Annotated in this window: 20 protein-coding genes; 7 read left to right on the top strand and 13 right to left on the bottom strand. The window is 70.2% G+C overall.

From position 1 onward, the window contains the following. Window positions 1–118 precede the first annotated feature (118 nt). The 3 genes from ACYVO6_RS47780 to ACYVO6_RS47790 are packed head-to-tail and all read right to left on the bottom strand — an operon-like array spanning window position 119 to window position 2513. Window positions 119–544 carry an ester cyclase gene (locus tag ACYVO6_RS47780; protein WP_461073015.1) on the bottom strand — a complete coding sequence of 142 codons (426 nt, stop codon included), beginning with the start codon at window positions 542–544 and terminating at the stop codon, window positions 119–121. Further along, entirely contained in the window at window positions 541–1455 is a 915-nt protein-coding gene (locus ACYVO6_RS47785; protein WP_461073016.1) for an alpha/beta fold hydrolase, read from the bottom strand. The genes ACYVO6_RS47780 and ACYVO6_RS47785 overlap by 4 nt, the downstream gene beginning before the upstream one ends. Further along, window positions 1452–2513: a methyltransferase gene (locus ACYVO6_RS47790; RefSeq protein ID WP_461073017.1), complete on the bottom strand. Its 1062-nt coding sequence runs from the start codon at window positions 2511–2513 to the stop codon at window positions 1452–1454. The genes ACYVO6_RS47785 and ACYVO6_RS47790 overlap by 4 nt, the downstream gene beginning before the upstream one ends. Before the next feature lie 193 nt (window positions 2514–2706). Here ACYVO6_RS47790 and fabG point away from each other — a divergent pair, with 193 nt between their 5' ends. The 4 genes from fabG to ACYVO6_RS47810 all read left to right on the top strand — a co-directional run bounded on the left by fabG (window position 2707) and on the right by ACYVO6_RS47810 (window position 8093). After that, the gene (gene fabG / locus ACYVO6_RS47795; RefSeq protein WP_461073018.1) at window positions 2707–3492 is read left to right on the top strand and encodes a 3-oxoacyl-ACP reductase FabG; all 786 of its coding nucleotides are present in this window, start codon (window positions 2707–2709) and stop codon (window positions 3490–3492) included. A 25-nt stretch (window positions 3493–3517) separates the two neighbouring features. After that, window positions 3518–4468 carry an aromatase/cyclase gene (locus tag ACYVO6_RS47800; RefSeq protein ID WP_461073019.1) on the top strand — a complete coding sequence of 317 codons (951 nt, stop codon included), beginning with the start codon at window positions 3518–3520 and terminating at the stop codon, window positions 4466–4468. Between the two features lie 23 nt (window positions 4469–4491). Continuing rightward, on the top strand, window positions 4492–5799 hold the full coding sequence (locus ACYVO6_RS47805; RefSeq protein WP_461073020.1) for an activator-dependent family glycosyltransferase: 1308 nt from the start codon (window positions 4492–4494) through the stop codon (window positions 5797–5799). A gap of 224 nt (window positions 5800–6023) precedes the next feature. Further along, window positions 6024–8093: an AfsR/SARP family transcriptional regulator gene (locus ACYVO6_RS47810; RefSeq protein ID WP_461073021.1), complete on the top strand. Its 2070-nt coding sequence runs from the start codon at window positions 6024–6026 to the stop codon at window positions 8091–8093. Between the two features lie 108 nt (window positions 8094–8201). On the opposite strand, the gene ACYVO6_RS47815 is transcribed toward ACYVO6_RS47810, so the two are convergent. Continuing rightward, window positions 8202–9419, bottom strand: a complete 1218-nt coding sequence (locus tag ACYVO6_RS47815; RefSeq protein ID WP_461073022.1) for a methyltransferase domain-containing protein — start codon at window positions 9417–9419, stop codon at window positions 8202–8204. Between the two features lie 156 nt (window positions 9420–9575). Between ACYVO6_RS47815 and ACYVO6_RS47820 the strand changes: the two genes are divergently transcribed. Both ACYVO6_RS47820 and ACYVO6_RS47825 read left to right on the top strand, forming a co-directional pair. Beyond that, complete coding sequence (locus tag ACYVO6_RS47820; RefSeq protein WP_461073024.1) at window positions 9576–10331, top strand: class I SAM-dependent DNA methyltransferase; 756 nt, start codon at window positions 9576–9578, stop codon at window positions 10329–10331. 18 nt (window positions 10332–10349) lie between these two features. Then, the gene (locus ACYVO6_RS47825) at window positions 10350–11147 is read left to right on the top strand and encodes a phytanoyl-CoA dioxygenase family protein (RefSeq protein ID WP_461073025.1); all 798 of its coding nucleotides are present in this window, start codon (window positions 10350–10352) and stop codon (window positions 11145–11147) included. A 72-nt stretch (window positions 11148–11219) separates the two neighbouring features. Here the strand turns inward: ACYVO6_RS47825 and ACYVO6_RS47830 are convergent, their stop codons facing one another. Genes ACYVO6_RS47830 through ACYVO6_RS47840 form a run of 3 tightly spaced genes read right to left on the bottom strand, consistent with a single transcriptional unit; the run spans window position 11220 to window position 14815 of the window. Continuing rightward, window positions 11220–12437, bottom strand: coding sequence for an acyl-CoA dehydrogenase family protein (locus ACYVO6_RS47830; RefSeq protein WP_461073026.1), 1218 nt, complete (start codon window positions 12435–12437; stop codon window positions 11220–11222). An 11-nt stretch (window positions 12438–12448) separates the two neighbouring features. After that, window positions 12449–13216 carry an NAD-dependent epimerase/dehydratase family protein gene (locus tag ACYVO6_RS47835; protein WP_461073028.1) on the bottom strand — a complete coding sequence of 256 codons (768 nt, stop codon included), beginning with the start codon at window positions 13214–13216 and terminating at the stop codon, window positions 12449–12451. A gap of 15 nt (window positions 13217–13231) precedes the next feature. Beyond that, the gene (locus ACYVO6_RS47840) at window positions 13232–14815 is read right to left on the bottom strand and encodes an FAD-binding oxidoreductase (RefSeq protein WP_461073029.1); all 1584 of its coding nucleotides are present in this window, start codon (window positions 14813–14815) and stop codon (window positions 13232–13234) included. A gap of 181 nt (window positions 14816–14996) precedes the next feature. Here ACYVO6_RS47840 and ACYVO6_RS47845 point away from each other — a divergent pair, with 181 nt between their 5' ends. Continuing rightward, a complete protein-coding gene (locus tag ACYVO6_RS47845) occupies window positions 14997–15857 on the top strand; it encodes a class I SAM-dependent methyltransferase (protein WP_461073144.1) in 861 nt (286 codons plus the stop codon). On the opposite strand, the gene ACYVO6_RS47850 is transcribed toward ACYVO6_RS47845, so the two are convergent. The 6 genes from ACYVO6_RS47850 to ACYVO6_RS47875 all read right to left on the bottom strand — a co-directional run bounded on the left by ACYVO6_RS47850 (window position 15835) and on the right by ACYVO6_RS47875 (window position 21717). Further along, on the bottom strand, window positions 15835–16851 hold the full coding sequence (locus tag ACYVO6_RS47850; RefSeq protein ID WP_461073146.1) for an acyltransferase domain-containing protein: 1017 nt from the start codon (window positions 16849–16851) through the stop codon (window positions 15835–15837). The two genes, ACYVO6_RS47845 and ACYVO6_RS47850, sit on opposite strands and share 23 nt — an antisense overlap. A gap of 67 nt (window positions 16852–16918) precedes the next feature. Further along, entirely contained in the window at window positions 16919–17950 is a 1032-nt protein-coding gene (locus ACYVO6_RS47855) for a ketoacyl-ACP synthase III family protein (protein WP_461073031.1), read from the bottom strand. 11 nt (window positions 17951–17961) lie between these two features. Then, window positions 17962–18237, bottom strand: coding sequence for an acyl carrier protein (locus ACYVO6_RS47860; protein ID WP_461073033.1), 276 nt, complete (start codon window positions 18235–18237; stop codon window positions 17962–17964). Further along, window positions 18234–19451 carry a ketosynthase chain-length factor gene (locus ACYVO6_RS47865; protein ID WP_461073035.1) on the bottom strand — a complete coding sequence of 406 codons (1218 nt, stop codon included), beginning with the start codon at window positions 19449–19451 and terminating at the stop codon, window positions 18234–18236. The genes ACYVO6_RS47860 and ACYVO6_RS47865 overlap by 4 nt, the downstream gene beginning before the upstream one ends. Beyond that, entirely contained in the window at window positions 19448–20719 is a 1272-nt protein-coding gene (locus tag ACYVO6_RS47870; RefSeq protein ID WP_461073037.1) for a beta-ketoacyl-[acyl-carrier-protein] synthase family protein, read from the bottom strand. The genes ACYVO6_RS47865 and ACYVO6_RS47870 overlap by 4 nt, the downstream gene beginning before the upstream one ends. Before the next feature lie 425 nt (window positions 20720–21144). Next, window positions 21145–21717: an NADPH-dependent FMN reductase gene (locus tag ACYVO6_RS47875; RefSeq protein ID WP_461073039.1), complete on the bottom strand. Its 573-nt coding sequence runs from the start codon at window positions 21715–21717 to the stop codon at window positions 21145–21147. Window positions 21718–21790: the final 73 nt, after the last annotated feature.

Below are 21790 nucleotides of genomic sequence, written 5' to 3' on the forward strand. Positions count from 1 at the left end.
CGTGCGCGGGGCGGGTCAGTAATCCGGTCGCCTGACGGCGACACCCTGTGGGCGTGAAAATCGGTATGTGACCGTCCGGCGGACGTCGTGACCTCTTGGTGCGTTCCGAGCCCGCGGGTCAGAGGCCGTCGGGGACGTGCCCGAGCGCGCGGAAGAGGGGCGAGAAGTTCATGACGTCCCAGTGTTCGACGACCTGGCCCCGGTCGTTGAAACGCAGTTCCTCCAGGTAGTGCCAGGTGACCGGCTTCCCGGTGGCGGGTACGCCCATGAAGTCGCCTGTGTGGGTGGCGGTGACGGTGATCCGGAGCATGACGCGGTCTTCCTCGGCGACGATGCTCTTCGCCTCCAGGTGGAGGTCGGGGAAGGAGTCCAGGGAGCCGCGCATGATGTCCGCGATCTGTTCGGCGGGCATGGGCCGGCCGTCCTCGTCGTAATGGACCGCGTCGGGTGCCCAGTAGGCGATGACACCGTCGGGTTCACCGCGGTTCCAGGCGGCGACCATGTCCAGGGCACGGCGTTTGTTGTCGGCGGGTGACAAGGTCATTGCTCTCCTCGGAGACGGGGGCTGGAGCCCCGGACGTGGGTGGTGATCGCCTCGGTGAGCACGGCGTGGACGGAGCCGGGGAGGGCGTGGCCCATGCCGGGGATCTCCACGAGGGTGGCGCCCGGGATCAGTTCTGCCAGGTGGCGGCCGTGCGGGGGCGGGGCGATGGGGTCGTTGAGGGCCTGTACGACCTGGGTGGGCACGCGGACCCCGGCGAGTTCGGGGGTGCGTTCCCGTGGATGGGAGCCGAGCATGTGGTGGGCGGTCGGTTCGACGGCGGTACCGGCGTGGTCGGCGGCTTCCCGTTCCCAGCGGCGGAACTCGGCCGGGTCGGAGGGTATCTGGTCGCCGGAGAAGATCCGGGCCCGCTCGACGCGGCGTTCGATCTCGGCGTCGGGGCCGTCGACGGGCTCGGACATCAGGGCGAGCACGTCGAGCAGGGCCTGTCCCGGCAGGGGGAGACCGTCCACGGACGGCTCCCCCTTGAAGAGCCGCTCGATGTTGCCGTCGAAGTCGATGTCGAGTCCGCCACCGAGCATCAAGGTCAGGCTGAGCAGCCGACCGGGGTGGTCGAGGGCGAGGAGCTGACCCGTGATCGTACCCATGGACATGGTGACCACATGGGCGGCGGCGACGCCGTGGGCGTCCAGAACGGCGATGGCGTCGGCGGTCAACTCCGCGTATCCATAGGGATGTTCGGCGAAGTCTCGGGTGGTGGAGCGGCCGGTGTCACGGTGGTCGTAGCGGATCACCCGGTGTCCGGCCGCGGTCAGCAGGTCGACGAAGTCGCGCGGCCAGGCCCGGGAGGACTGGTTGCCGCCTGCGATCAGGAGCAGGGGCGGGCCTTCGGGGTCGCCGAGGGCCTCGCTCCACAGCCGGACGTCCCTGGACAACGCGATGCGCTCGGTCATACGGGGCTCATTTCGATGAGGCAGAAGTCGAAGGGGACGACGGGCGAGCTGATGGGCGACACCAGCGAGGTGACGGCGAGGCCGGCGGACGCGGCGAGCGCGGTCCACTCCTCGTCGGTGCGGACCCGGCCGCCGAGGAAGACCAGCATGCGCATGTCCAGAACGCTGAAGTAGCGGTCGGAGGTGGAGACCACCGAGTCCTTGCGGGGTTCGGCGCGTTCGCGCAGCAGGATGCGACCGCCTGGCTCCAGGGCTTCCCGGCAGCGTATGAGGATGCGCCGGGCTTCCTCGTCCTGCCAGTTGAGCAGGACCATGGAGAGCAGCACCAGGTCGGCCGATACCGGCAGTTCGTCGAAGAAGTCGCCGCCGACGACGTCGATGGGCGTGTCCGGGTCGGCGGCGGTGAGCCGTTCGCGGGTGCGGTCGGCCGGGCCCGGCAGGTCGAGCACGGTGCCGCGGATGTGGGGTGCGCTGCGGACGACCGACTGGAGGAAGCCGCCGGGGGCGCCGCCGACGTCGAGGACGTGGCGCACCCCGCTCCAGTCGTAGGCGGCGATGGGTGCGGCGTGGACGGCTTCCTCCTCCGTGGCCATCAGCCGGTCGAAGGACTCGCCGAGCTCGGGCACGGCCGACAGGTCGTCCCAGAACGGGCGTCCGTACAGCGCTTCGTAGGTGGGGCGGCCGGTCCTGACGGCCTCCAGGAGCTGGGTGAAGGCGAGGTCGGCGCGGCCGATCGGCTCGTCGAGGGCAAGCCAGTGCCGCTGCTGGACGGGATGGTCGTCGGCGAGCAGCAGTCCGACGTCGGTGGGGACGAACGTGCCGGGTTCGGTCTCCCGGTACACCCCGACGGCGGCAAGGTGGCGGACGAGCCGGTGCAGTGCGCCGCTGTCGTTTCCTGTGGCCTCGGCCAGGGCGTCGGCCGTGGTGGCGCCGGACAGCATGTGGTCGGTCAGCCGCAGCGTGGCCGCGACCCGCAGCGCCATGGGGGTCACCAGGTCGCACATGCTGATCAGGGCGTCCATGGGGGTGCCGTCGTGCTGCCTGCTGGAACTCGTCACGTGGGGTTTCTCCCGGAGTCGGTCGCCGGCCGGCCCTTGCTCACGGCCGTTGCCCGGTGAGTGTGCGCCCTCGCTCTCGCAGGCCTCTCGACGATCAGTGGGCGAGCGCGGAACGTCGCACTCGCCCATGTCCAGTGCGCTACGAGCGCTCGCTGGCAGCCTGGGCCGCCAGAACTCTGGCGAGAGGAAGGGCATGACGAACCAAGATCGAGGCGTGGCCGTGGTGACGGGCGCGACCAGCGGAATAGGTGAGGCGGTGGCGACCCTGCTGGCCGAGCGCGGCCACCGGGTGTTCCTCTGCGCCCGCGACAAGGACAACGTCGGCGCGACGGTGGAGCGGCTGCGCAAGGAGGGGTACGAGGTCGACGGGCGGACCTGCGACATCCGTTCCACGGAGGAGATCGACGCCTTCGTGAAGGCCGCGGTGGAGCGGTACGGGCCGGTCGGCGTGCTGGTGAACAACGCGGGCCGCAGCGGCGGCGGCACGACCGCCGAGATCACTGACGAGTTGTGGCGCGAGGTGATGGAGACCAATCTCGACGGTGTCTTCCGGATGACGAGGGCGGTGCTCACCGAGGGCGGGATGCTGGAGTGCGCCAGCGGCCGGATCATCAACATCGCCTCCACCGGTGGCAAGCAGGGCGTGATGTTCGGGGCGCCGTACTCCGCCTCCAAGCACGGTGTCGTCGGCTTCACCAAGGCACTGGGTCTGGAGCTGGCCAAGTCGGGGGTGACCGTGAACGCCGTCTGCCCCGGCTATGTCGAGACGCCGATGGCACAGCGTGTGCGGCAGGGGTACGCGGCGTTCTGGGAGACGTCCGAGGAGGAGGTGTTGAACAGGTTCGAGGCGAAGATCCCGCTGGGGCGGTACTCCACGCCGCAGGAGGTGGCGGGCCTGGTCGGCTATCTGGTCACGGACACGTCGGCGTCGATCACCGCGCAGGCGCTCAATGTCTGCGGCGGGCTCGGCAATTACTGACCAAGGACCGAGGGAGACGGAGACCATGGCACAGCCGGTGACGCACGAGACCGAGCACACGATCACGGTGGCGGCCGCCGCCGATGTGGTGTTCGGGCTGATCGAGAACGTGGGCCAGTGGCCCGTGATCTTCCCGCCCACGGTGCACGCGGAGCAGATCGAGCGGAGCGGGGACACCGAGCGGATCCGTCTCTGGGCGACCGCCAACGGCGCGGTGAAGGGCTGGACGTCACGCCGTGAGCTGGACCTGAAGAGCCTGCGGGTCCGCTTCCGTCAGGAGATGTCCCAGGCGCCGGTGGCCGCGATGGGCGGCGAGTGGGTGATCGAGCCGCTGCCCGGGGGCGGGACGCTGGTACGGCTGCTGCACGACTTCCGCGCGGTGGACGACGATCCCGCGTCCACGGAGTGGATCCGGCAGGCGGTGAACCGCAACAGCGACAAGGAGCTGGCCGCCCTGCGCGACGCGGCCGAACAGCGGGAGCAGCGGGCCGATCTGTTGCTGACGTTCTCGGACACGGTACGGGTGGCCGGCGCCGCCAAGGACGTGTACGACTTCCTCGACCGGGCGGACGAGTGGCCCCGGCGGCTGCCTCATGTGGGCCGGGTCGAACTCACCGAGGATACGCCCGGGTTGCAGACCCTGGAGATGGACACCAGGACGGCGGACGGATCGACGCACACCACGAAGTCGGTGCGGGTCTGCTTCCCGTACGACCGGATCGTCTACAAGCAGTTGCTGACACCCGCGCTGATGTCCGCGCACACCGGTGAGTGGACCGTCCGGGAGGACGGCCCGGACACGCTGGTCACCAGTACGCACACCGTCGTCGTCAACCCCGGGGCGATTCCCGAAATCCTCGGCGCGGACGCCGGTGTCGCCGAGGCTCGGACCTTCGTCCGCGACGCGCTCGGCCGCAACAGCACCGTCACCATGCTGCATGCGAAGGAATACGCCGAGGGCGTCGCACGCGGCTGAACGCCGAACCGGAAGGCAGTGTCATGCGTGTCCTGTTCACCACTCTCGCCGCCGCGACCCACGTCCACACACAGGTCCCGCTGGCGTGGGCGCTGCGCGCGGCCGGGCACGAGGTACGTATGACCAGCCAGCCCGACGCGGTGGAGCACATCCGGCGGGCCGGCCTCCCTGCCGTCCCGGTCGGCGAGCCGCTCGCCCAGGAGGCGCTCGTCCAGGAGCTGGACGAGCGCCGGGCCGACGCGCTGGAGTCCGGCGGGTCCGGCCCTGAGACGCTCGACTACCTCTCGCTGACGGACATCAGCGAGACCCGCCCCGAGCGGATGTCCTACACCGACATGCACGCCAAGCAACTCGTGCTGGCCCTGGGGGCGTTCCCCTCCCAGTCCGATCCGGGCATGATCGACGATCTGGTGCGGTTCGCCCGCTGGTGGCGGCCCGACCTGGTGGTGTGGGACACGATGACCTTCGCGGGTCCGGTCGCCGCCATGGCGTCCGGCGCCGCCCATGCCCGGCTGCTGTTCGGCCTGGATCTGATCGGGTGGATGCGCCGGCACTACCGGGAGGCCCTCGCCTCCCGGCATCCGCTGTTGCGGGACGATCCGCTGGCCGACTGGCTGGGCTGGACGCTCGACGCGTATGGCTGCGCCTTCTCCGAGGAGGCGGTGGTCGGCCAGTGGACGGTCGACCCGATGCCGACCTCGCTGGCGCTCCCCGTGCCGGGCCCGCGGGTACCCGTACGGTACGTGCCGTACAACGGGCCGTCCGTCATGCCGTCGTGGGTCCACGAGCGGCCGGCCAGGCCGCGGATCTGTGTGACGCTGGGCGTTTCCCAGCAGGAGGTGTTCGGTGCGCACCGGGCTTCCGTCGGCGAGATCCTCACCGCGGTCGCCGAACTCGACGTCGAGGTGGTCGCCACCCTGAACGAGGACCAAGTGGCCTCCCTGGGCATGGAGCTGCCGCAGAACGTACGAGCGGTGGGATTCGTTCCGCTGGACTCCCTGCTGCCGTCGTGCGCGGTGGTAGTCAGCCATGCCGGCGCGGGGACGATGCACACCGCCCTGCACCACGGGGTTCCGCAGGTCTTGGTCCCGGATCCGCTGTGGGACGCGGCTCGCAAGGCCGAACGACTCGTCGCGGCGGGCGCCGGCCTGGCGGTGGCCGATCCGCAGTGCTTCACGGCCGTCGAACTCCGCGCCCTGGTGCGGCGGGTGCTGGAGGAGCCGTCGTTCGCGGCCGGTACGGCCAGGGTCCGCAGCGAGATGCTGGCCACGCCTGCCCCCGCCGACATCATCCCCACCCTCAAACGCCTTTCGGCTGAATTTCGACGATGACGGCCTCATTTCCTCATCACCTGCTCACACAGGTCAATCGGGAAGAAACCGGTCGGACGTTCACACGTCAACCAATTTACCGACCGTTGACCTTACCCTAGGATGTCGTTGACAAAGCCTTTACTGGAAGCATAAGGTCGTAAACTAGTTTCCGACGGCAGTTCGACCCAACTGCTGAGCAACTGGGGGATTTCATGGAATTCCGGGTTCTCGGACCTTTAGAAATGCTCGACAAAGGGCAGAACGTCGCACCAACGGCACCCAAACCTCGGCAAGTCATCGCCCTCTTGATCATGCGGCGCAACGCGGTGGTGCAAACCACCGAATTAATTGATGAATTGTGGGAGGGTGGCCCGCCCGTAAGCGCACTCACCACTCTCCAAACGTATGTGTACAAGCTCCGCAAGATTCTGATGTGCCACGACGGAAAAGAACTTCTCCATACGCGGCCCGGCGGCTATGTACTCGAAATACCCGACTCTTCCATCGACCTGCACCGGGTCGAGCACGCGGCGAGCGAAGGGCAGGCTTCACTGGAGAGCGGAAATCCGGCCCGCGCCCGGGAGATCCTGACGGAGGCGCTCTCCACCTGGCGGGCGCCGGCCTTGGTCGACGTGGACCAGGGCGGACTCCTTTCCTCGTACGCCACACGACTCGAGGAATTCAGGTCCCGCACACTGGAACTGCGCATAGAGGCAGACCTTCGGCTCGGCCACCACCGGGAATTGGTGAGCGAACTGAAATCGCTCGTGCTCACCCACCCTCTGCACGAGCACCTTCATGCGTCCCTCATGATCGCGCTGCACCGGTCGGGACGGCGCCACGAGGCGCTGGAGATCTTCCGGCTGCTGCGGCGCAACATGATCGAGGACCTGGGCCTCGAACCCGGTGAGGAACTGCGTCAACTCCACCAGGCGCTGCTCGCGGACGCCCCCATCGGTCCACCGCTCGAGGCCCGGCAGGCCGTCCGGCTCGCCCCGCCCTCGGGTGCCGCGCGACACGCGGCCGAGAAGGCCCCAGGTGATTCCCCCGGCGCCGGGGCGCGGCACGCCGTCGCCGCCCCGCCCCGGTCACCGGGCCAGGAGCCGGAGCGCAGACCCGAGCCCGCAACCCGGGCCGCACCGGCCTGCGGGCCGGCGGAGGGCACGGGGACGCCGCTCACCGTCCCGGCCGAACTCCCCGCCGACGTCGCCGACTTCACCGGACGCGCCCCCCTCATCGAGAGAATCGGCACACATCTGACCCCCGCCGAGCCGCACGGCACGGCGAGCCGGGTCGTGGTGATCGCGGGCATGCCCGGGGTGGGCAAGACGGCCCTCGCGGTCCATCTGGCCCACCGACTGCGCCACCGGTTCCAGGACGGTCAGCTCCATGTCCAACTGGACGGATCCTCGGCTGCCCCCAGGGACATCAGAGAAGTCCTCCACGAGATCCTTCGCTCCCTGGGGGTGCAGGACACCCTGATACCGGAGAGCCTGGAGGAGCGCAGCAAGCTGCTGCGGTCGACGACGGCCCCCCAGCGCCTGCTGCTCGTCCTCGACGACGCCTCGTCGCCGGCGGATGTGCGCCCGCTGCTGCCGGGCGGCGCACAGTGCGCCGTGATCCTGACCAGTCGGCAGCGGCTGCACGGTCTGGCCGGAGCGCAGCACGTCGACCTCGAAGCCCTCGAATACCCGCAGGGCCTCGACCTGTTGGCCTCCCTGATCGGGCGGCAGCGGCTGGAGAAGGAACCGGAGGCCGCCGACCGACTGGTGGCGCTGGGCGGTGCCCTGCCGCTCGCGTTGCGGTGCATCGGGGGCCGACTGGCCGCCATGCCGGGTCTGCCGCTGACCCGCGTCGCCGACCAACTGGCCCGCTCCCGGGACTTCCTGGCCGAACTGCGCCTCGGCGATCTCGACGTGAAGGCCGGCTTCGACGCCGCGTACGGCCGGCTCACCCGCTCCGAACAGGCCGTCTTCCGGCTGCTCAGCATGCTCCCGGCCGATGCGTTCACCGCGGACGCCGCGGCCCGGCTCCTGGGCTGGGAGCTCCCGATGGTGGAGCGCGTGCTCAACCGCTTCGTCAACAGCTATCTGATCCGGATCGTCCGCTACGACCACCACGACGCCCACTTCGCCTACCCACCACTGACCTGGAAGTACGCCCGGTCGCGGCTCGACGCCACGCTCGCCCCGAACCCGCGCGGCGGGCCCGGGGACCAGCGCGGACACCCTGCCGAGCGGGGCGGACACGTGCGGCCTGTCCTCGTCGACAGCCATGTCCACCAGGGCAGTGGACACATCGCCGTGTTCTGAGCACCAGGCGTTCCGACCACCACGAGCGTGCGTGCGGAGAGGGAGCGGTCCCTCCGTGCGCACGCTCGTCCCCGTACTGATCCAGGTGTCCCGTACGGAACCAGGTGCTCAGACCACGCGGACGTGCGGGATGTAGAGGATCCACTTCCCGCCCACCTCCCGGAACCGGGTCTCCTTCGCGATGATCTCCTCGGAGTGGTTCCAGGCGAAGAGCAGCGCGTAGTCGGGATACGGGTTCTCGAACGCCTCGCGCGGACGCACCGGAATGTGCGAGCCGGGGGTGAGCCGCCCCTGCTTGTTCGGCGTGGTGTCGGAGACGAAGGACACCAGGTCGGGGCCGATGCCGCAGTAGTTGGCCACGGTGGCGCTCTTCGCGGTGGCGCCGTACCCGACGACCGTGCGCCCCTCCGCCTTGAGTTTCTTCAGCAGGGTCACCAGATCGTCGCGGGACTGCTCGACCTTCCCGAAGAACGCCTTCAGGGTGTCCAGTTGGGTGAGCTGCTTCGTCTTCTCCTCGGCGAGCAGGTCCGCGACCGAGGGTTCGGGAGTACGCCGGCCCTTGCGGGCGATCGTGTAACGGACCTCGCCGCCGTGGACCTGCAGCCGCTCGGCATTGACCAGCTCGAAGCCGAACCGTTCGGCCATCGCGGCCACGGAGGTGACGCTGAAGAAGTAGAAGTGCTCGTCGTAGATCTGGTCGTAGGAGGTCTTCTCGATGATGTCGGCGAGATAGGGGTCCTCGAAGACAAAGACTCCGTCCGGGGCGAGCAGGGCGTCGACGCCACGGAAGATCGAGTCCATGTACGGGATGTGGCAGATGGTGTTCGCCGCGTAGATCAGCTGGGCCGGGCCCTCGGCCTCGCGGATCTCGGTGGCGGTGGATTCCTGGAAGAACTCGGTCGTCACCCGGATGCCGAGCCTACGGGCGATGTCGGCCACGCTCTCGGACGGCTCCACACCCAGGTGCCGTACACCGGCCTCGGCGAGGGCCTTGAGCATGATGCCGTCGTTGCAGCCGAGTTCGACCGCGAGTGAATCGGGGGACGTCAGCTCGGTCTTCAGGAAGTACTGAGCGGTCTGCTCGAAGTGCTTCCTCATGACCGACGACCCGGACGACAGATACGGGTAGTGCCCGTTGAACATCAGATGGCGCGGTACCTCCTCCATGAGTTGGACCATGCTGCACGAGGCGCACACGCCCAGTGCGAGCCGGAAGAAGTACTCGTCCCCGATGTAGTCGGGCTCGAGAAACCCGCTGGACAGCGGCTGCGTGCCGAAATCACCGAACTCGTGAAGTCGGCCGCCGCAGATACGGCAGCTCGTCATGGTGAACAGCGTGCCGCCCGGCTCTCGCAGCCATGTCGACGACGGCTCGACCCCCTGTGCCTCCAACGGGTCTCGGCGGGCCTTCTAGCCCCGGTTCGGACGATGGGACGGACAGGACAGCCGCGTGCGGCTGCGATGAGGCACTGAGGAGTCGCTTTGTACGGCGCTGACGCCAGCGAGATCTACGAACTGCTCCACCAGGGCAAGGGCAAGGACTACAACGGCGAGGCGGAGGAGATCGCCAGGCGGGTCCGGGCCCTGCTGCCGGACGCCGATTCGCTGCTCGACGTGGCCTGCGGCACCGGTGCCCATCTTCAGCACTTCCGCAAGGAATTCGCCCGCGTCGAGGGCTTGGAGATGTCGGAGCCGATGGCAGCCGCCGCGCGTCGGCGGCTGCCGGGAGTGACCGTTCACGGCGGTGACATGCGCGACTTCGCGCTCGGCTCCTCCTTCTCCGCGATCACCTGCATGTTCGGCTCGATCGGCTATCTCGCCGACACCGCCGAACTGAACGCCGCGCTCGTCCGGTTCGCCCGGCACCTGTTTCCCGGAGGGGTGGTCGCGATCGACCCCTGGTGGTTCCCCGACACCTTCCTCGACGGCTACGTGTCGAGCGGCACCGCCACCGCGGAGGGCCGGACGCTGGCCCGGGTGTCGCACGCGGTGCGCGCCGGGAACGCGTCACGGATGGAGGTGCACTACCTCGTCGCGGACGCGGAGTCGGGTGTCCGTCACTTCGGCGAAACGCATCTGATCACGCTGTTCACCCGCGAACAGTACGAAGCGGCGTTCACTGCGGCCGGGCTGACCGTCGAGTACACCGAAGGACTGCACGGCGGCCGGGGCCTGTTCACCGGTGCGCTCACCCGCCCCGTATCGCCTGACACCGCGCTCCGCCCAGCCGGAGCCTGACCACAAGGAGACCGTCACGTGCCGCACCTGAGCGAGCTGACCACGCCCGAGAATCTGTCCGAGGAAACCGTCTGCCGTTATCGCGACGACGGCTTCGTCCATGTCCCCCAGGTGCTCTCGCCGGGGGAAGTGACCACCTACCGGGCGGCCGCCGAGCGGATCCTGGAGCGTGACATGGAGATCTGGGCCGGCGGCGAGGACGGCGGCCAGGTCGAGGTCAACTACGTGACCCAGGCCTGGCGCAAGGACGAGACGCTGCGGGGGCTCGCTCTCCATCCGAGCCTCACCGGCATCGCTGCCCGGCTGGCCGGCGGACCGCTGCGGCTCTACAGCAGCGAAGTCCTGGTGAAGGAACCCCGCGAGGCGCCGCCGACCCTGGTCCACGACGACGAGGCCGGGTTACCGATGGACAACCTGTCGCTGACGCTGACCGCCTGGATCGCGCTGGTCGACGTACCGGTGGAACGGGGCTGCCTGAGCTACATCCCGGGCTCGCACCTGCGCAAGACCTCGGAACGCCTGGTCCACATGACCAGCTTCGAGCACTTCAAGTCGGCCGAGGAGGTGTGGCCGGACTATCCCTGGCAGCCGCGGGTGACCGTGCCGCTGAGGGCCGGGGACGTGGCGTTCCATCATTGCCGTACGATCCACATGGCCGGGGCCAACAGCACCGAGGAGCGGCGGGTGGGCCACGGCGTGATCTTCATGGACGCCGGCACCACCTATCTTCCCGGGGTCATGGACGAGTACCTCTCCCACATGCAGCCGGGACAGCCGCTGGACGACGAGAAGTTGTTCCCCCTCATCACCGGTTGACCGGTGAGGCGTCCGAGGGCCCCGGGAGGCGTCGCGCTCCCGGGGCCCTCGGTCCGTTCCGGCGTGCTGTCGTCAGGACTCCAGGTCCAGGGCACGGGCGCTCAGATGGTCGATGGCGTCCGCGTAGGTGAAGGGCTGCATGAACCAGCCGGCGCGGACGTCCCGGTAGCGGCGGGCCAGGGGGTGTCCGGCGGTGAAGGAAGCCCCACCGGCGAGGGTCATGCAGTCCTCGACGACGGCAGCCGCGTTCCGGTTGACGACGAGCTTGGCGTACTGGAACGGGGCGATCATCCGCAATCCGCGCTCGGCCGGGTCGTCGGCGGTCCGCGCCGCGTGGTGATCGGTGTGCAGCAGCGCCGCGCCGAGCGCGGTGCGCAGGGAGTAGAGCTTGACGTCCAGCTCGGCGACCAGCGTGCGGACCGCGGCGGCCGCAGCGCCACCGCGGCGCCTGACACCGGCGACGGCGATGTCGCGGGCGGACTGGGCGATGCCCGCGTACACGCCGAGCAGGCCGATGGAGCTGACGGTCTGGCCGGCCATCGCCGCGTGATTGACCTCGCCGACGGGTCCGCGCAGGAACAGGTCCTCCTCGGGGACCGGACAGTCGTCGAAGACGACCTCGGAGCTGGCAGAGGCCCGCATGCCCATGCCGTCCCAGTTGTCGGGGACGGAGAGGCCTTTGGTCCCGGCCTCCAGGAAGGCGGAGGCTCCCCGGGCAGGACCGGAGTCCGGGCGGGTGCGGGTGGCGACCACGAAGTGGGTGGCGACCGGGGCCATGGAGACGAGGATCTTGCGGCCCGCGAGCAGCCAGCCGCCGTCGCCGTCCGGGCGCAGGTCGGTGACCTGCCCGGCGTCCTTGAGAGCCCCGCCGATCAGGGCGTCGCCGGTGCCCATCAGCCGGAGGACGCGTTCGGCGAGGGCCTGTCCGGCGGGGGTGGCGTGGCGCAGCTCGTACGACATGGTGATGCCGCGGCAGAGCTGCATGTGCAGGCAGAGCGCGGTGGCGGCGTCGGCCTCGGCGACCCGCATGACCGCCAGGGTCAGGTCGTGGACGCTGCTCACCCCTCCCCCGCCGAACTCGCGCGGCACGGTGGCGGACAGCACCCCGTCGGCGCGCAGGACGTGGAACACCTCGGTGGGGAAGGTGCCCGGGCGGTCGTGTGCGTCGGCGGCCTCGGCGATGCGGGGCAGATGACGGGCGAGGACTTCCAGGAGCTGCCGTCCCTCCGGGGTCACCGGGGCGCCGAGGTCGGCCAGGTGCGGGAGCGTGACGCCGACTTCGCTGATCATGGGGTCCTTCCTCAGGGGGGTGTGTGCCCGACCGGGCAGTCGAGGCCCTGCGGGCTCGCTGCGAGGTACCGGTCGATGGCGGTACGGAAGTAGCCGGACCGAAATCCCAGACCCGACACCTCGGGCACGAGCCGGTGGAGCTTGGCGACCGACGGGCAGTGCGAAACGGTGTGTCCGGCGGTCCGGCGCTCGGCCGCGGTGCCGAGGCGGAGTTCGAGGTGGTCGAGGACGTCGATGATCTCCGCGCAGTCCCCGGAGGCCACGTTGACGGTTTCGTCGGTGATGCGCGCGCGCAGCAGCAGATCGAGGACCGCGACGAACTCGTCGACATGGAGCATGTCCCTGCGGGCGCCCTGCTGGACGGTGACCTGTCCGGCGCGCAGCTGACGGACGAGCACGGAGAGCAGCCGGTACTCCGGTTCGCCGGGGCCCAGGACGTAACCCAGGCGCAGGATCAGGTGCCGTACGCCGGAGTCGCGGACCAGCGTCTCCAGGTCGAGTTTGTGCTGTCCGTAGCGGAGCGCCGGAACCACCGGTTCGTCCTCCCGTCCGCTGCAGCCGGGGGCGCCGTACATGGAGACGGTGGAGAAGAAGACGAGCTGGTGGTCCCGGTCGAGGCAGCGCTGGATGGTGTCGCTCACGAGCCGGTGTTCGCGTGTGTGCGCGGAGTCCGGCAGCGGGTGCCGCGGCACCCCTGCGGCGAGGACGGTCGCGCCGGGGTGGGCACCGGCCAGGGGCCTCAGGTGGCGGGCGAGGAACCCGCTGCCGATGAGCTCCATCAGTGACTCTCCCGGTCAGGCCTGCGGGCGGACGGACAAGGCGTGGTGGAAGACGTTCCTGGGGTCCCAGCGGGCCTTGGCCTGCTGGAGCCGGGGGTAGTTGTCGCGGTAGTAGAGGGTGTGCCAGGGGACTTTGGAGGTGTTCCACTTCGGGTCGGCGAGGTCGGCGTCCGGGTAGTTGACGTAAGCGCCGCTGTTGGCGTCGCCGGGGACGGGCACACCGCCGGTGTCGGCGTACACCTCCTGGTAGAAGCGGCGGATCCAGTTGATCTCCTCCTTGTCCGCGGGGTCCGCCCAGTACAGGTCGTAGGAGACGCTGAAGAGTGCGTCGCGGTGCGGGAAGGCGGTCGCGTCGGGGGCGACGGTGTTGATCGTCCCGCCGAAGGAGGTGACGTAGACGGAGGCGCCCCAGCGCTGGTCGCCGTCGTTGAGGTACTTGTGCACGACGGCGATCTGCCGGTCGGTCCAGCGTCTGCGCAGGAAGCCCGCCTTGGACTTGAAGGGGGTGCCGCCCGCGTAGGTCTCCGCGCCGAGGGTGGCGGTGAGCCAGGGCTGGTCGGAGCGGGTGGTGGAGGAGGGGACGCCGACTCCGGCCGTGACGTCCTTGACGTAGGCGTCCATGAGCCGGGTGGCTTCGGGCTGCTGGGCGTCGACGTCGACGAGGAGCTGGAACTGGCCGACTGCCCGGTGGGACAGCGCCAGGGAGCTGGAGACCGGGCTCCGCGGGTGGCGTTCGTGCCAGGTGCCGTGGTTGCGGACGAGGGTGGTGAACGCCCGCTCGTCGACGTCCGCCCACTGCCAGGTGACGGCCAGACCGGGGGCGGTGGCGGGCGGGGTGGGCAGCAGCGTCGACGGGTCCTTGCCACGGGCCTGCGGGGAGCGCAGGAGATAGCGCAGTACGACGCCGAAGTTGCCGCCGCCTCCACCGGTGTGGGCCCACCACAGGTCACGGTGGGGGTCGTCGGCGCGCCGGGTGGCGACCACCCGCCGTGCCTTTCCGTTCTTGTCCACGACGACGACGTCGACGCCGTAGAGGTGGTCGACGACCATGCCGTACCGACGCGAGAGGGCGCCGTAGCCGCCGCCCGCGATGTGGCCGCCGGCACCGACGCTGGGGCAGCTGCCGCCGGGGATGGTGACGCCCCAGCCGTAGTAGAGGCTCTTGTAGACCTGGCCCAGGGTGGCGCCCGTCTCCACGGCGAAGGCCTGGTGCTCGGGGTCGAAGCTGACCTCGTTCATCTGCGAGACATCGAGGACGATCTTGACGTCGGGGTTGGTGACGAAGTCCTCGTAGCAGTGGCCGCCGCTGCGGACGGCGATCTGCTTCCCCGTTCGTACCGCCTCGTCGACGGCCTGGAGGACCTGCTCGGCCGAGTAAACGGCCCGGACCGCGTCGGGGCGCGGGGTGAACTGTCCGTTGTAGCTCTTGTTCATGCTCGCGTACCGGGGATCCGCCGGTACGACCGTGACCGGTCCGGGCACCGGAGGGTGGATCCGTCCTGGCCGCGCGGCGGCCGTGCCGCCCAGTCCGGTGAGTGCCGCGGCACCGCCCGCGACGGCCGTTCCCTGCAGTATGCGACGACGTGGCAACTTGCCCACGTGAACACCGTTCCTTCCCCCGTGAAGTGTCTTTCCAAGCGCGGCTCACGCTAGGCAGGGCGGCTGTCACTTCCCTCGGCTTCCGCTGTAGGGGCGGTCGAGGCGTGTTCGAACCGGCCACGACGCGAGTGCGAGACGGCAGCTGCACGCTCGGCGTATGGCAGCGAACAGTGATGGCACGGTGGACGACACGGCGTACAAGGCGGCGGTGACCCGCGCCTTCGACCGGGCGGCGGCGCGCTACGACCGGATGGGCGTCGAGTTCTTCACACCGATGGGCAGGCGTTTGGTGGAGCGGGTCGCTCCGGGATCGGGTGACCGGGTGCTCGACGTGGGATGCGGCCGAGGCGCGGCGTTGTTCCCAGCGGCGGCACTGGCCGGGCCCGAGGGCTCCGTGCTGGGCATCGACATCGCTCCGGCGATGATCGACGAGGCGCGCCGGGAGGCCGAGCGGCAGGGCGTCACGAACGTGGAGCTGCGGACGATGGACGGGGAGCGCCCTGAACTCCCGCCCCGTTCCTTCGACTTGATCACCGGCAGCTACAGCGTGATCTTCCTGCCGGACGCGCCGGCGGCGCTCGCCCGCTATGCGGAACTGCTGCGGGACGGCGGCCGGATCGGTTTCACCAGCCCGGTCTTCACGGACGACACGTTTCCGTTCCTGCCGCCTGTGTTCACCGACCTCATTCCTCGGTCCCTGCTGGGTAATCTGCCGCCCGAGTGGCAGCCGGAAGCGCTGCAGCGCCGCTTCAACAGCTGGCTGGGGCAAGTCACCGATCTGCGCCGGACGATGGAGAAGGCCGGGTTCCGGGACGTCGAGGTGATCGACGAGCCGGTGGAGCTGGTGGCGAACTCGGGTGAGGCATGGGTGGACTGGTCGCACACCCAGGGGATGCGGCTGCTGTGGACGCACCTGCCGGCGGAGGAGAGCGCACGGCTGCGTCAGCGGCTGATCACCGCCCTCGACGCGATGCGGGACGGTGACGGGCCGCTGACGATCGACACTCCGGTGCGTTACGTCACCGCGACGGTTCTCCGGTGAGGCCGTACGAGGCGAGACTCTCCCGGGCGGCCTCCGCCCAGGCGCGGTCCCGCTCGGGAGGGCCGGGGCGGGCCGGCAACAGCGGGACGACCGCGCTGCGGCCGGCCCGTACGGCGGGGTGGCGCCGGGCGAGCTGGGCGAGCCCCTGCCCGGGGCCGGTCTCCACCAGTACGGCGTCCCCCTCGGACAGGACGGCGTCGAGCGCGCTCCAGAAGAGCACCGGGGCGACGGGCTGACGTGCCCAGTAGAGGGGGTCCGCGACGTCCTCCTGCCCCAGTGGCCGCGCGGTGTAGCAGGAGTGCAGGGCGATCACCGGCGCGGAGGTCGGCAGCGCGGCCACGGCCGCCTCGGATCCGGCAAGAGCGGGCCCGACAGCGGGGCTGTGGAAGGGGCTGAGGGACGGAAGGCGCCGACAGGTGAAGTCCTGTGCGTCCAGGGCCTTGTGGACCATTTCGAGGGCCGGGTCGGGTCCCGCGAGCACGGTCTGCCGCGGGGCGTTGACCGCGCCGACGACGACGTCGCCGTCGAGGAAGGGCGCGAGCTCCTGCGGGGTCGCGGCGACGGCGAGCATGCCTCCGGGCGGCGCGTCGGCGAGAAGCCGGACGCGGTCGAGGACGAGCCGGGTGGCGTCGGCCAGGGTGAAGACTCCGGAGAGTACGGCTCCTGCCAGTTCGCCGATGCTGTGGCCGAGCAGGGCGTCCGGCCGGGCTCCCCAGCTCCGTACCAGCCGACCGAGCGCGTGGTCGACGGCGAACAGCAGCGGCTGGGAGCGGGTGACGTGGTCGAGGTCTACGGCCGGGCGCTCGCTCAGCCAGTCGGCCCGGAGCCGTTCGCCCTCCCCCGCCGTCTCGGTGTCGACGAGGTCGAAGACCTCGTCAATGGCTGTGGTGAACACCGGTTCGGTCCCGTACAGACCGGCGGCCATCCGTGGGTGCTGAGCGCCCTGGCCCGGCAGGAGGAGCACCATCGTCCGTCGGTTCGCCACTGTCCCCATCGTCCTTCGGTCTGCCACTGACTCCATCGTCCTTCGGTTGGCCACTGTCCCCGTCCTCCATATCCGTTCATGGTCCGGCCCACCGGGGGCGTTCGCGTATGTCGAGCACGGCGCAGGACCAGGAGAATCCGGCCCCGACACTGACGAGCAGACAGGTGTCTCCCCGGTCGAGGGCCCCTGTCGCGGCGAGATGGTCGAGGCCGGCGATCGGGTCGCCGGCCCCCAGGTGGCCCACCTGCCTGCTCCACGGCCAGGTGGTCCGCTCCGGGTCGATGCCGAACGGGCCGAAGTAGGCGGCCTGGAGTCTGCGCCGTCCGAGGTGGGGCAGGACGATGCGGGTGATGTCGCCGAGATCGAGTTCCGCCTCGGCCAGGGCCTGTTTGACGGCGGTCTCCTGCGCGGCGGCAACCCGGGAGACGGCGTAGGAAACGCCGGTCTTCGCGAGGAAGGCACGCTTGCAGGCCTCCAGGTCGACCCGGGGGCGGTGGCTGAACGGCTCCTGCGCGAACGGGTCGTCGCCGCGGTGCATCCCCTCCAGCTCCGGTACGGAGACCGTGACGAGGCTGCGGATCCGGGCGAACCCGCCACGGCGGGAGAGCACGAGGGCGGTCCCGCCGTCGGCGTACACGGTGCCGGGATCGCTGTGCCAGCGGTCGAAGCCGGGTGGGCAGAACTTGTCGCCGGTGGTGATCAGTGCGGCTGAGCGGCCGGGGTCGACGGCCAGGTAGGCGGAGGCAAGTTCGAGGGCGGCCATGCCGCCGTTGGAGACCTGGCCGACCTCCATGGCGGGGCAGTTGTTGCCGACAGCCTCCCGCTGGACGTACGAGGCGGGGGCCCACAAGTCGTGGCCCTGGTGGAAGAAGCTGGCGTGCAGGACGAGGTCGATGTCGCCGGGGGTGGTGCCCGCCCGCTCCAGTGCGGAGCGGGCGGCGCGTACGGCCATCTGCGGGGCCGATTCGTCGTCCCCGGCGACGGCGACGGCGAGGCTGCCGGTGGTCCGCGCGAGGGCGGCGGAGCATCTGCCGTCGGCGACGGCGTCCTCGGTAGGGACCGGGGGCGGCAGCCTGCTGCCGGTGGCGGCGATGTAGAGCGGGTCCATGGGCGGCCTCGTCAGGCGGACGGGCGCGCCCCGGCCGAGGCCAGGGTGTCGTTGACGGCTGCCACGAACTGATTGAGGGTGCGGATCTCGGCGAGGGCGTCGTCGGAGAGTTCGGCGTTGAACTGGCGCTTGACCCGGCCGGCAGCCTCCATCAGCGCCAGCGAGTCGTAGCCGAGGTACTCCAGCTCGACGTCGCCGATGTCCCCGCCCTCGGCGGTGACCGCCTCGTCCTCGCCCGCGCATTCACGCATGATGTCGATCAGTACGGGCAGGGTGAGCTCGCTCATCGGTGGTCCTTTCCTCGCCCACGCAGTACGAGGGCGCTGTTGAATCCGTTGTGTCCGCGGGCCAGCACCAGGGCGGCGGTGCCGGCGAACGGCCGGGGCCGGTCGCGCACCAGGTCGAGTGCGTAGCCGGGGGTGACCTTGATGGTCGGGGGGATGAGGCCCTCACGCAGGGCGCGCAGGGCGAGAACGACGTCGAGGGGCGCGCCGCCGGAGTAGAGACGGCCAATCATGGTCTTGGGGGCGGTGACGGGAACGCCGTAGGGGCCGAAGAGCCGGACGAGGGCCTCCGCCTCGGCGTGGTCGCTCTCCGGGGAGCCGTCGGCGTCGGCGAAGACGACGCCGATGTCGTCAGAGACCAACCCCGCGTCGGCAAGGGCGAGTTCGATGGCGCGGCCGAGGTTGCGGGGGCGCCCGGAGCCGGGCTGCGGGTCGAAGGTGGCCCCGTGTCCGGCGATCTCCCCGTGGATGGTCGCCCCGCGCTGCAGGGCCCGTCCCTCCTCCTCCAGGACGAGGATCGCTCCGCCCTCGCCCGGCACGTGTCCGTCGGTGTCCGGGTCGAAGGGGAGGAAGGCACGGTCGGGATCGTCCCGGGCGGAGAGCCGGCCGCCGGCCATGCGGGCCGCCATCCCGTACGGACAGAGCGAGGAGTCCATGCCTCCGGAGAGGACCACCGCGGCGCCGCCGCGCAGGGCGCGCCGGGCGTGGGCAATAGCGTCGATGCCGCCGGCCTGCTCGGCAACGAGGACCCCGGTGGGGCCCCGCAGATCGTTCTTGATGGAGATCTGGCCAGTGTTGACCGCGTAGAACCAGGCGAAGGACATGTAGGCACTGACGTGGTCGGGGCCTTCGCCCCAGAGGTTCTGCAGCTCGCGTTGGCCAAAGTCGAAACCGCCGGCGGCGCTGGCGGTGACGACGCCGAGGTCGGTCCTGGCGAGGTCGCTGGTGTCGAGGGCCGCGTCGGCGAAGGCCCAGTCGGCGGCGGCGAGCGCGAACTGGGTCATCCGGTCGGTCTGGGGTATGAGCCGGCTCGGCAGGTGCCGGGCGGCGTCGAAGTCCTGTACCTCTCCTGCCAGCCGGCTGGTGAAGTGTGTGGTGTCGTACCGGTCGATCGGCTTGATGACGTGGTCGCCGCGCAAGGTCGCCGACCAGAATGCCTCCGTCCCGAGGCCGTTGGGGGCGACGACCCCGGCTCCGGTCACTACGGCCGTTGTCATGCGGTCCTCCTGTCCGCGTCGGTGAGCACCATGGCGCTCTGGAACCCGCCGAAGCCACTGCCGACTGTCAGGACCGTGTCGAGCCGCTGCTCCCGTGCGTTCAACGGCACGTAGTCAAGGTCCAGTTCGGGATCGGGGTGGTGCAGGTTCGCGGTCGGTGGCACGACTCCGTGCTCCATCGCCAGTGCGCAGGCGGCGATCTCGATCGCGCCGATCGCGCCGAGCGAGTGGCCGACCACAGCCTTGATGGAACTGATCGGCACGGCATGGGCGTGGTCGCCAAGGCTGCGTTTGAAGGCGGCGGTCTCGTGGCGGTCGTTCTGCTGGGTGGCGGTCCCGTGGGCGTTGACGTAGTCGACGGCGCCCGCATCGAGCCGGGCCCGGTCCAGGGCGGAGGTGATGGCGGCGGCCATCTCCCGTCCGTCGGAGCGCAGCCCGGTCATGTGGTGGGCGTTGCCGTGGGAGGCGTACCCGGCGATCTCCGCATAAATATGGGCGCCGCGGCGTCGCGCCCGGTCCAGCTCCTCCAGGACGAGGACCGCCGCGCCCTCGCCGAGGACGAAGCCGTTGCGGGTCTTGTCGAAGGGCCGCAGGGCGTGTTCGGCGTCGTCGTTGCGGGGCGAGGTCGCCTTGATCGCGTCGAAGCAGGCGACGGTGATGGGGGCGATTGGGGCATCGGCACCACCGGTGATCATGATGTCGGCGCTGCCCTCGCGGATGAGGTCGCAGGCGTAGCCGGTGGCGTCAATGCCGGAGGTGCAGCCCGCGGAGACCACAGCGTTGGGGCCCTCGGCGCCGGCGAACCAGGCGACCTCGGCGGACAGGGAGCTGGGGACGAAGTAGTCGTAGAGGTGCGGTGAGGCACGGTCGGGGTCGACGACCCAGCGGCGGCCCGCGTCGCTGACGGCGAGGTATTCGCGCTCCAGCTTCTGGGTGAGGCCGACGGCGTTGCCGATGCTGACTCCGGCCCGGTGGGCCTCCTCGGGCGCGATCCGCAGCTGGCTGTCGCCAAGCGCCTCACGGGCAGCGATCATCAGCATCTGGGCAGCCCGGTCGAGGCGGTCGGTGTCCTGCTCGCCGAGTCCTTCGGCTAGCGGGTCGAAGTCGCATTCGGCGGCGATCTGCGAGCGGAAGGGGGCCGGATCAAAGGCCGTGACGCGGCGGGTAGCGGGCCTGCCGGAGACGACGCGCTCCCAGAAGGCCTTGGTCCCAGTACCTCCTGGCGCGACGATCCCGATCCCGGTGACGGCGACGCGACGTTCCCCCATGACGACCCCTTCTCACCAGCGACAGCACTGACCCGTTGATTGCCGGGTTCGACGATGCGGCGGGTCGGTCGTACGGGCGTCGAGGACGACTGGACAGGGGCGGAGGGCACTTGAGCGGACGGTTGCAGAGCACACACCGCTGCACATTCGATCGATGCCGACTGGTTGAGCGGTCGCCGAACGGTCGTCTCCACGTGGCCGGGCAGTTGCCCGACGGCCCCGAAGGGCACCACACCCCGTGCGGAATAGGGTCGTTGAGCGTCGCATCGAGGCGGCGGCGGCCACTCTCGGAGTCGTCAGACCCATCACGCCCATGGGGACGTCGTGCAGCAGCGAGGTGGGCAGGCCGAGGTGGGGGTGGTTCCGGTGGTGTACATGCCTGCGCCGACAGCGAGCCGGGCGAGGGAGTCACGACATGCGGCTCTTCACCGGATGGGAGAGAGGGCGTCGGCGAAGGAGGTGACCTGCTCACCGAGCAGGTCCAGCTGGGCCGCGGCGCCGGCATCCACGCAGGCGCCGTCGGTGCCGAAGAGTTTGGTGCCGCCGGTATTGAGGGTGACACCGAGCGGGGTGGGCCAGCCTCGCAGCGCGTGGACCACGGACCGCAGGGCGGCCAGCGTGGTCCCGCAGGCCTGCGTCCCGGCGGCGGTGACCACGAGACCCACGGCGCGGCCGTCGACGTAGGCCCGGGTGTCGTCGCGGAGGTCTTCCAGGAGGTCGAGGGCGTTCTTGACCAGGCCGGAGATGCCGCCGTGGTAGCCGGGGGTGCCGATGACGAGGCCGTCCGCCCGCCGCACGGCTTCGACCAGGGCCTGCTGTTCGGCGGTACGGGTCGGATTCTCCGGCGCGTACAGCGGGAGCTGGGCGAGGAACGTACCGCCGAGGTGCATGGTCTCGGCACCCCGGTCCTCGGCGGCCTGCAGGACGGCGCGTATGGCGAGTTCGCTGCTGGACCGGGGGCGGGTGGTACCGCCGATGCCGACGATCAGGCGTGTCATCACTGGCCTTCCTGAAGGTGCGCAACCGGGGGGGGCATGGCCTCGTCCTGGACGAACAACCGCGTGGAGGACT

Source organism: Streptomyces pseudoechinosporeus (genome assembly GCF_054783935.1).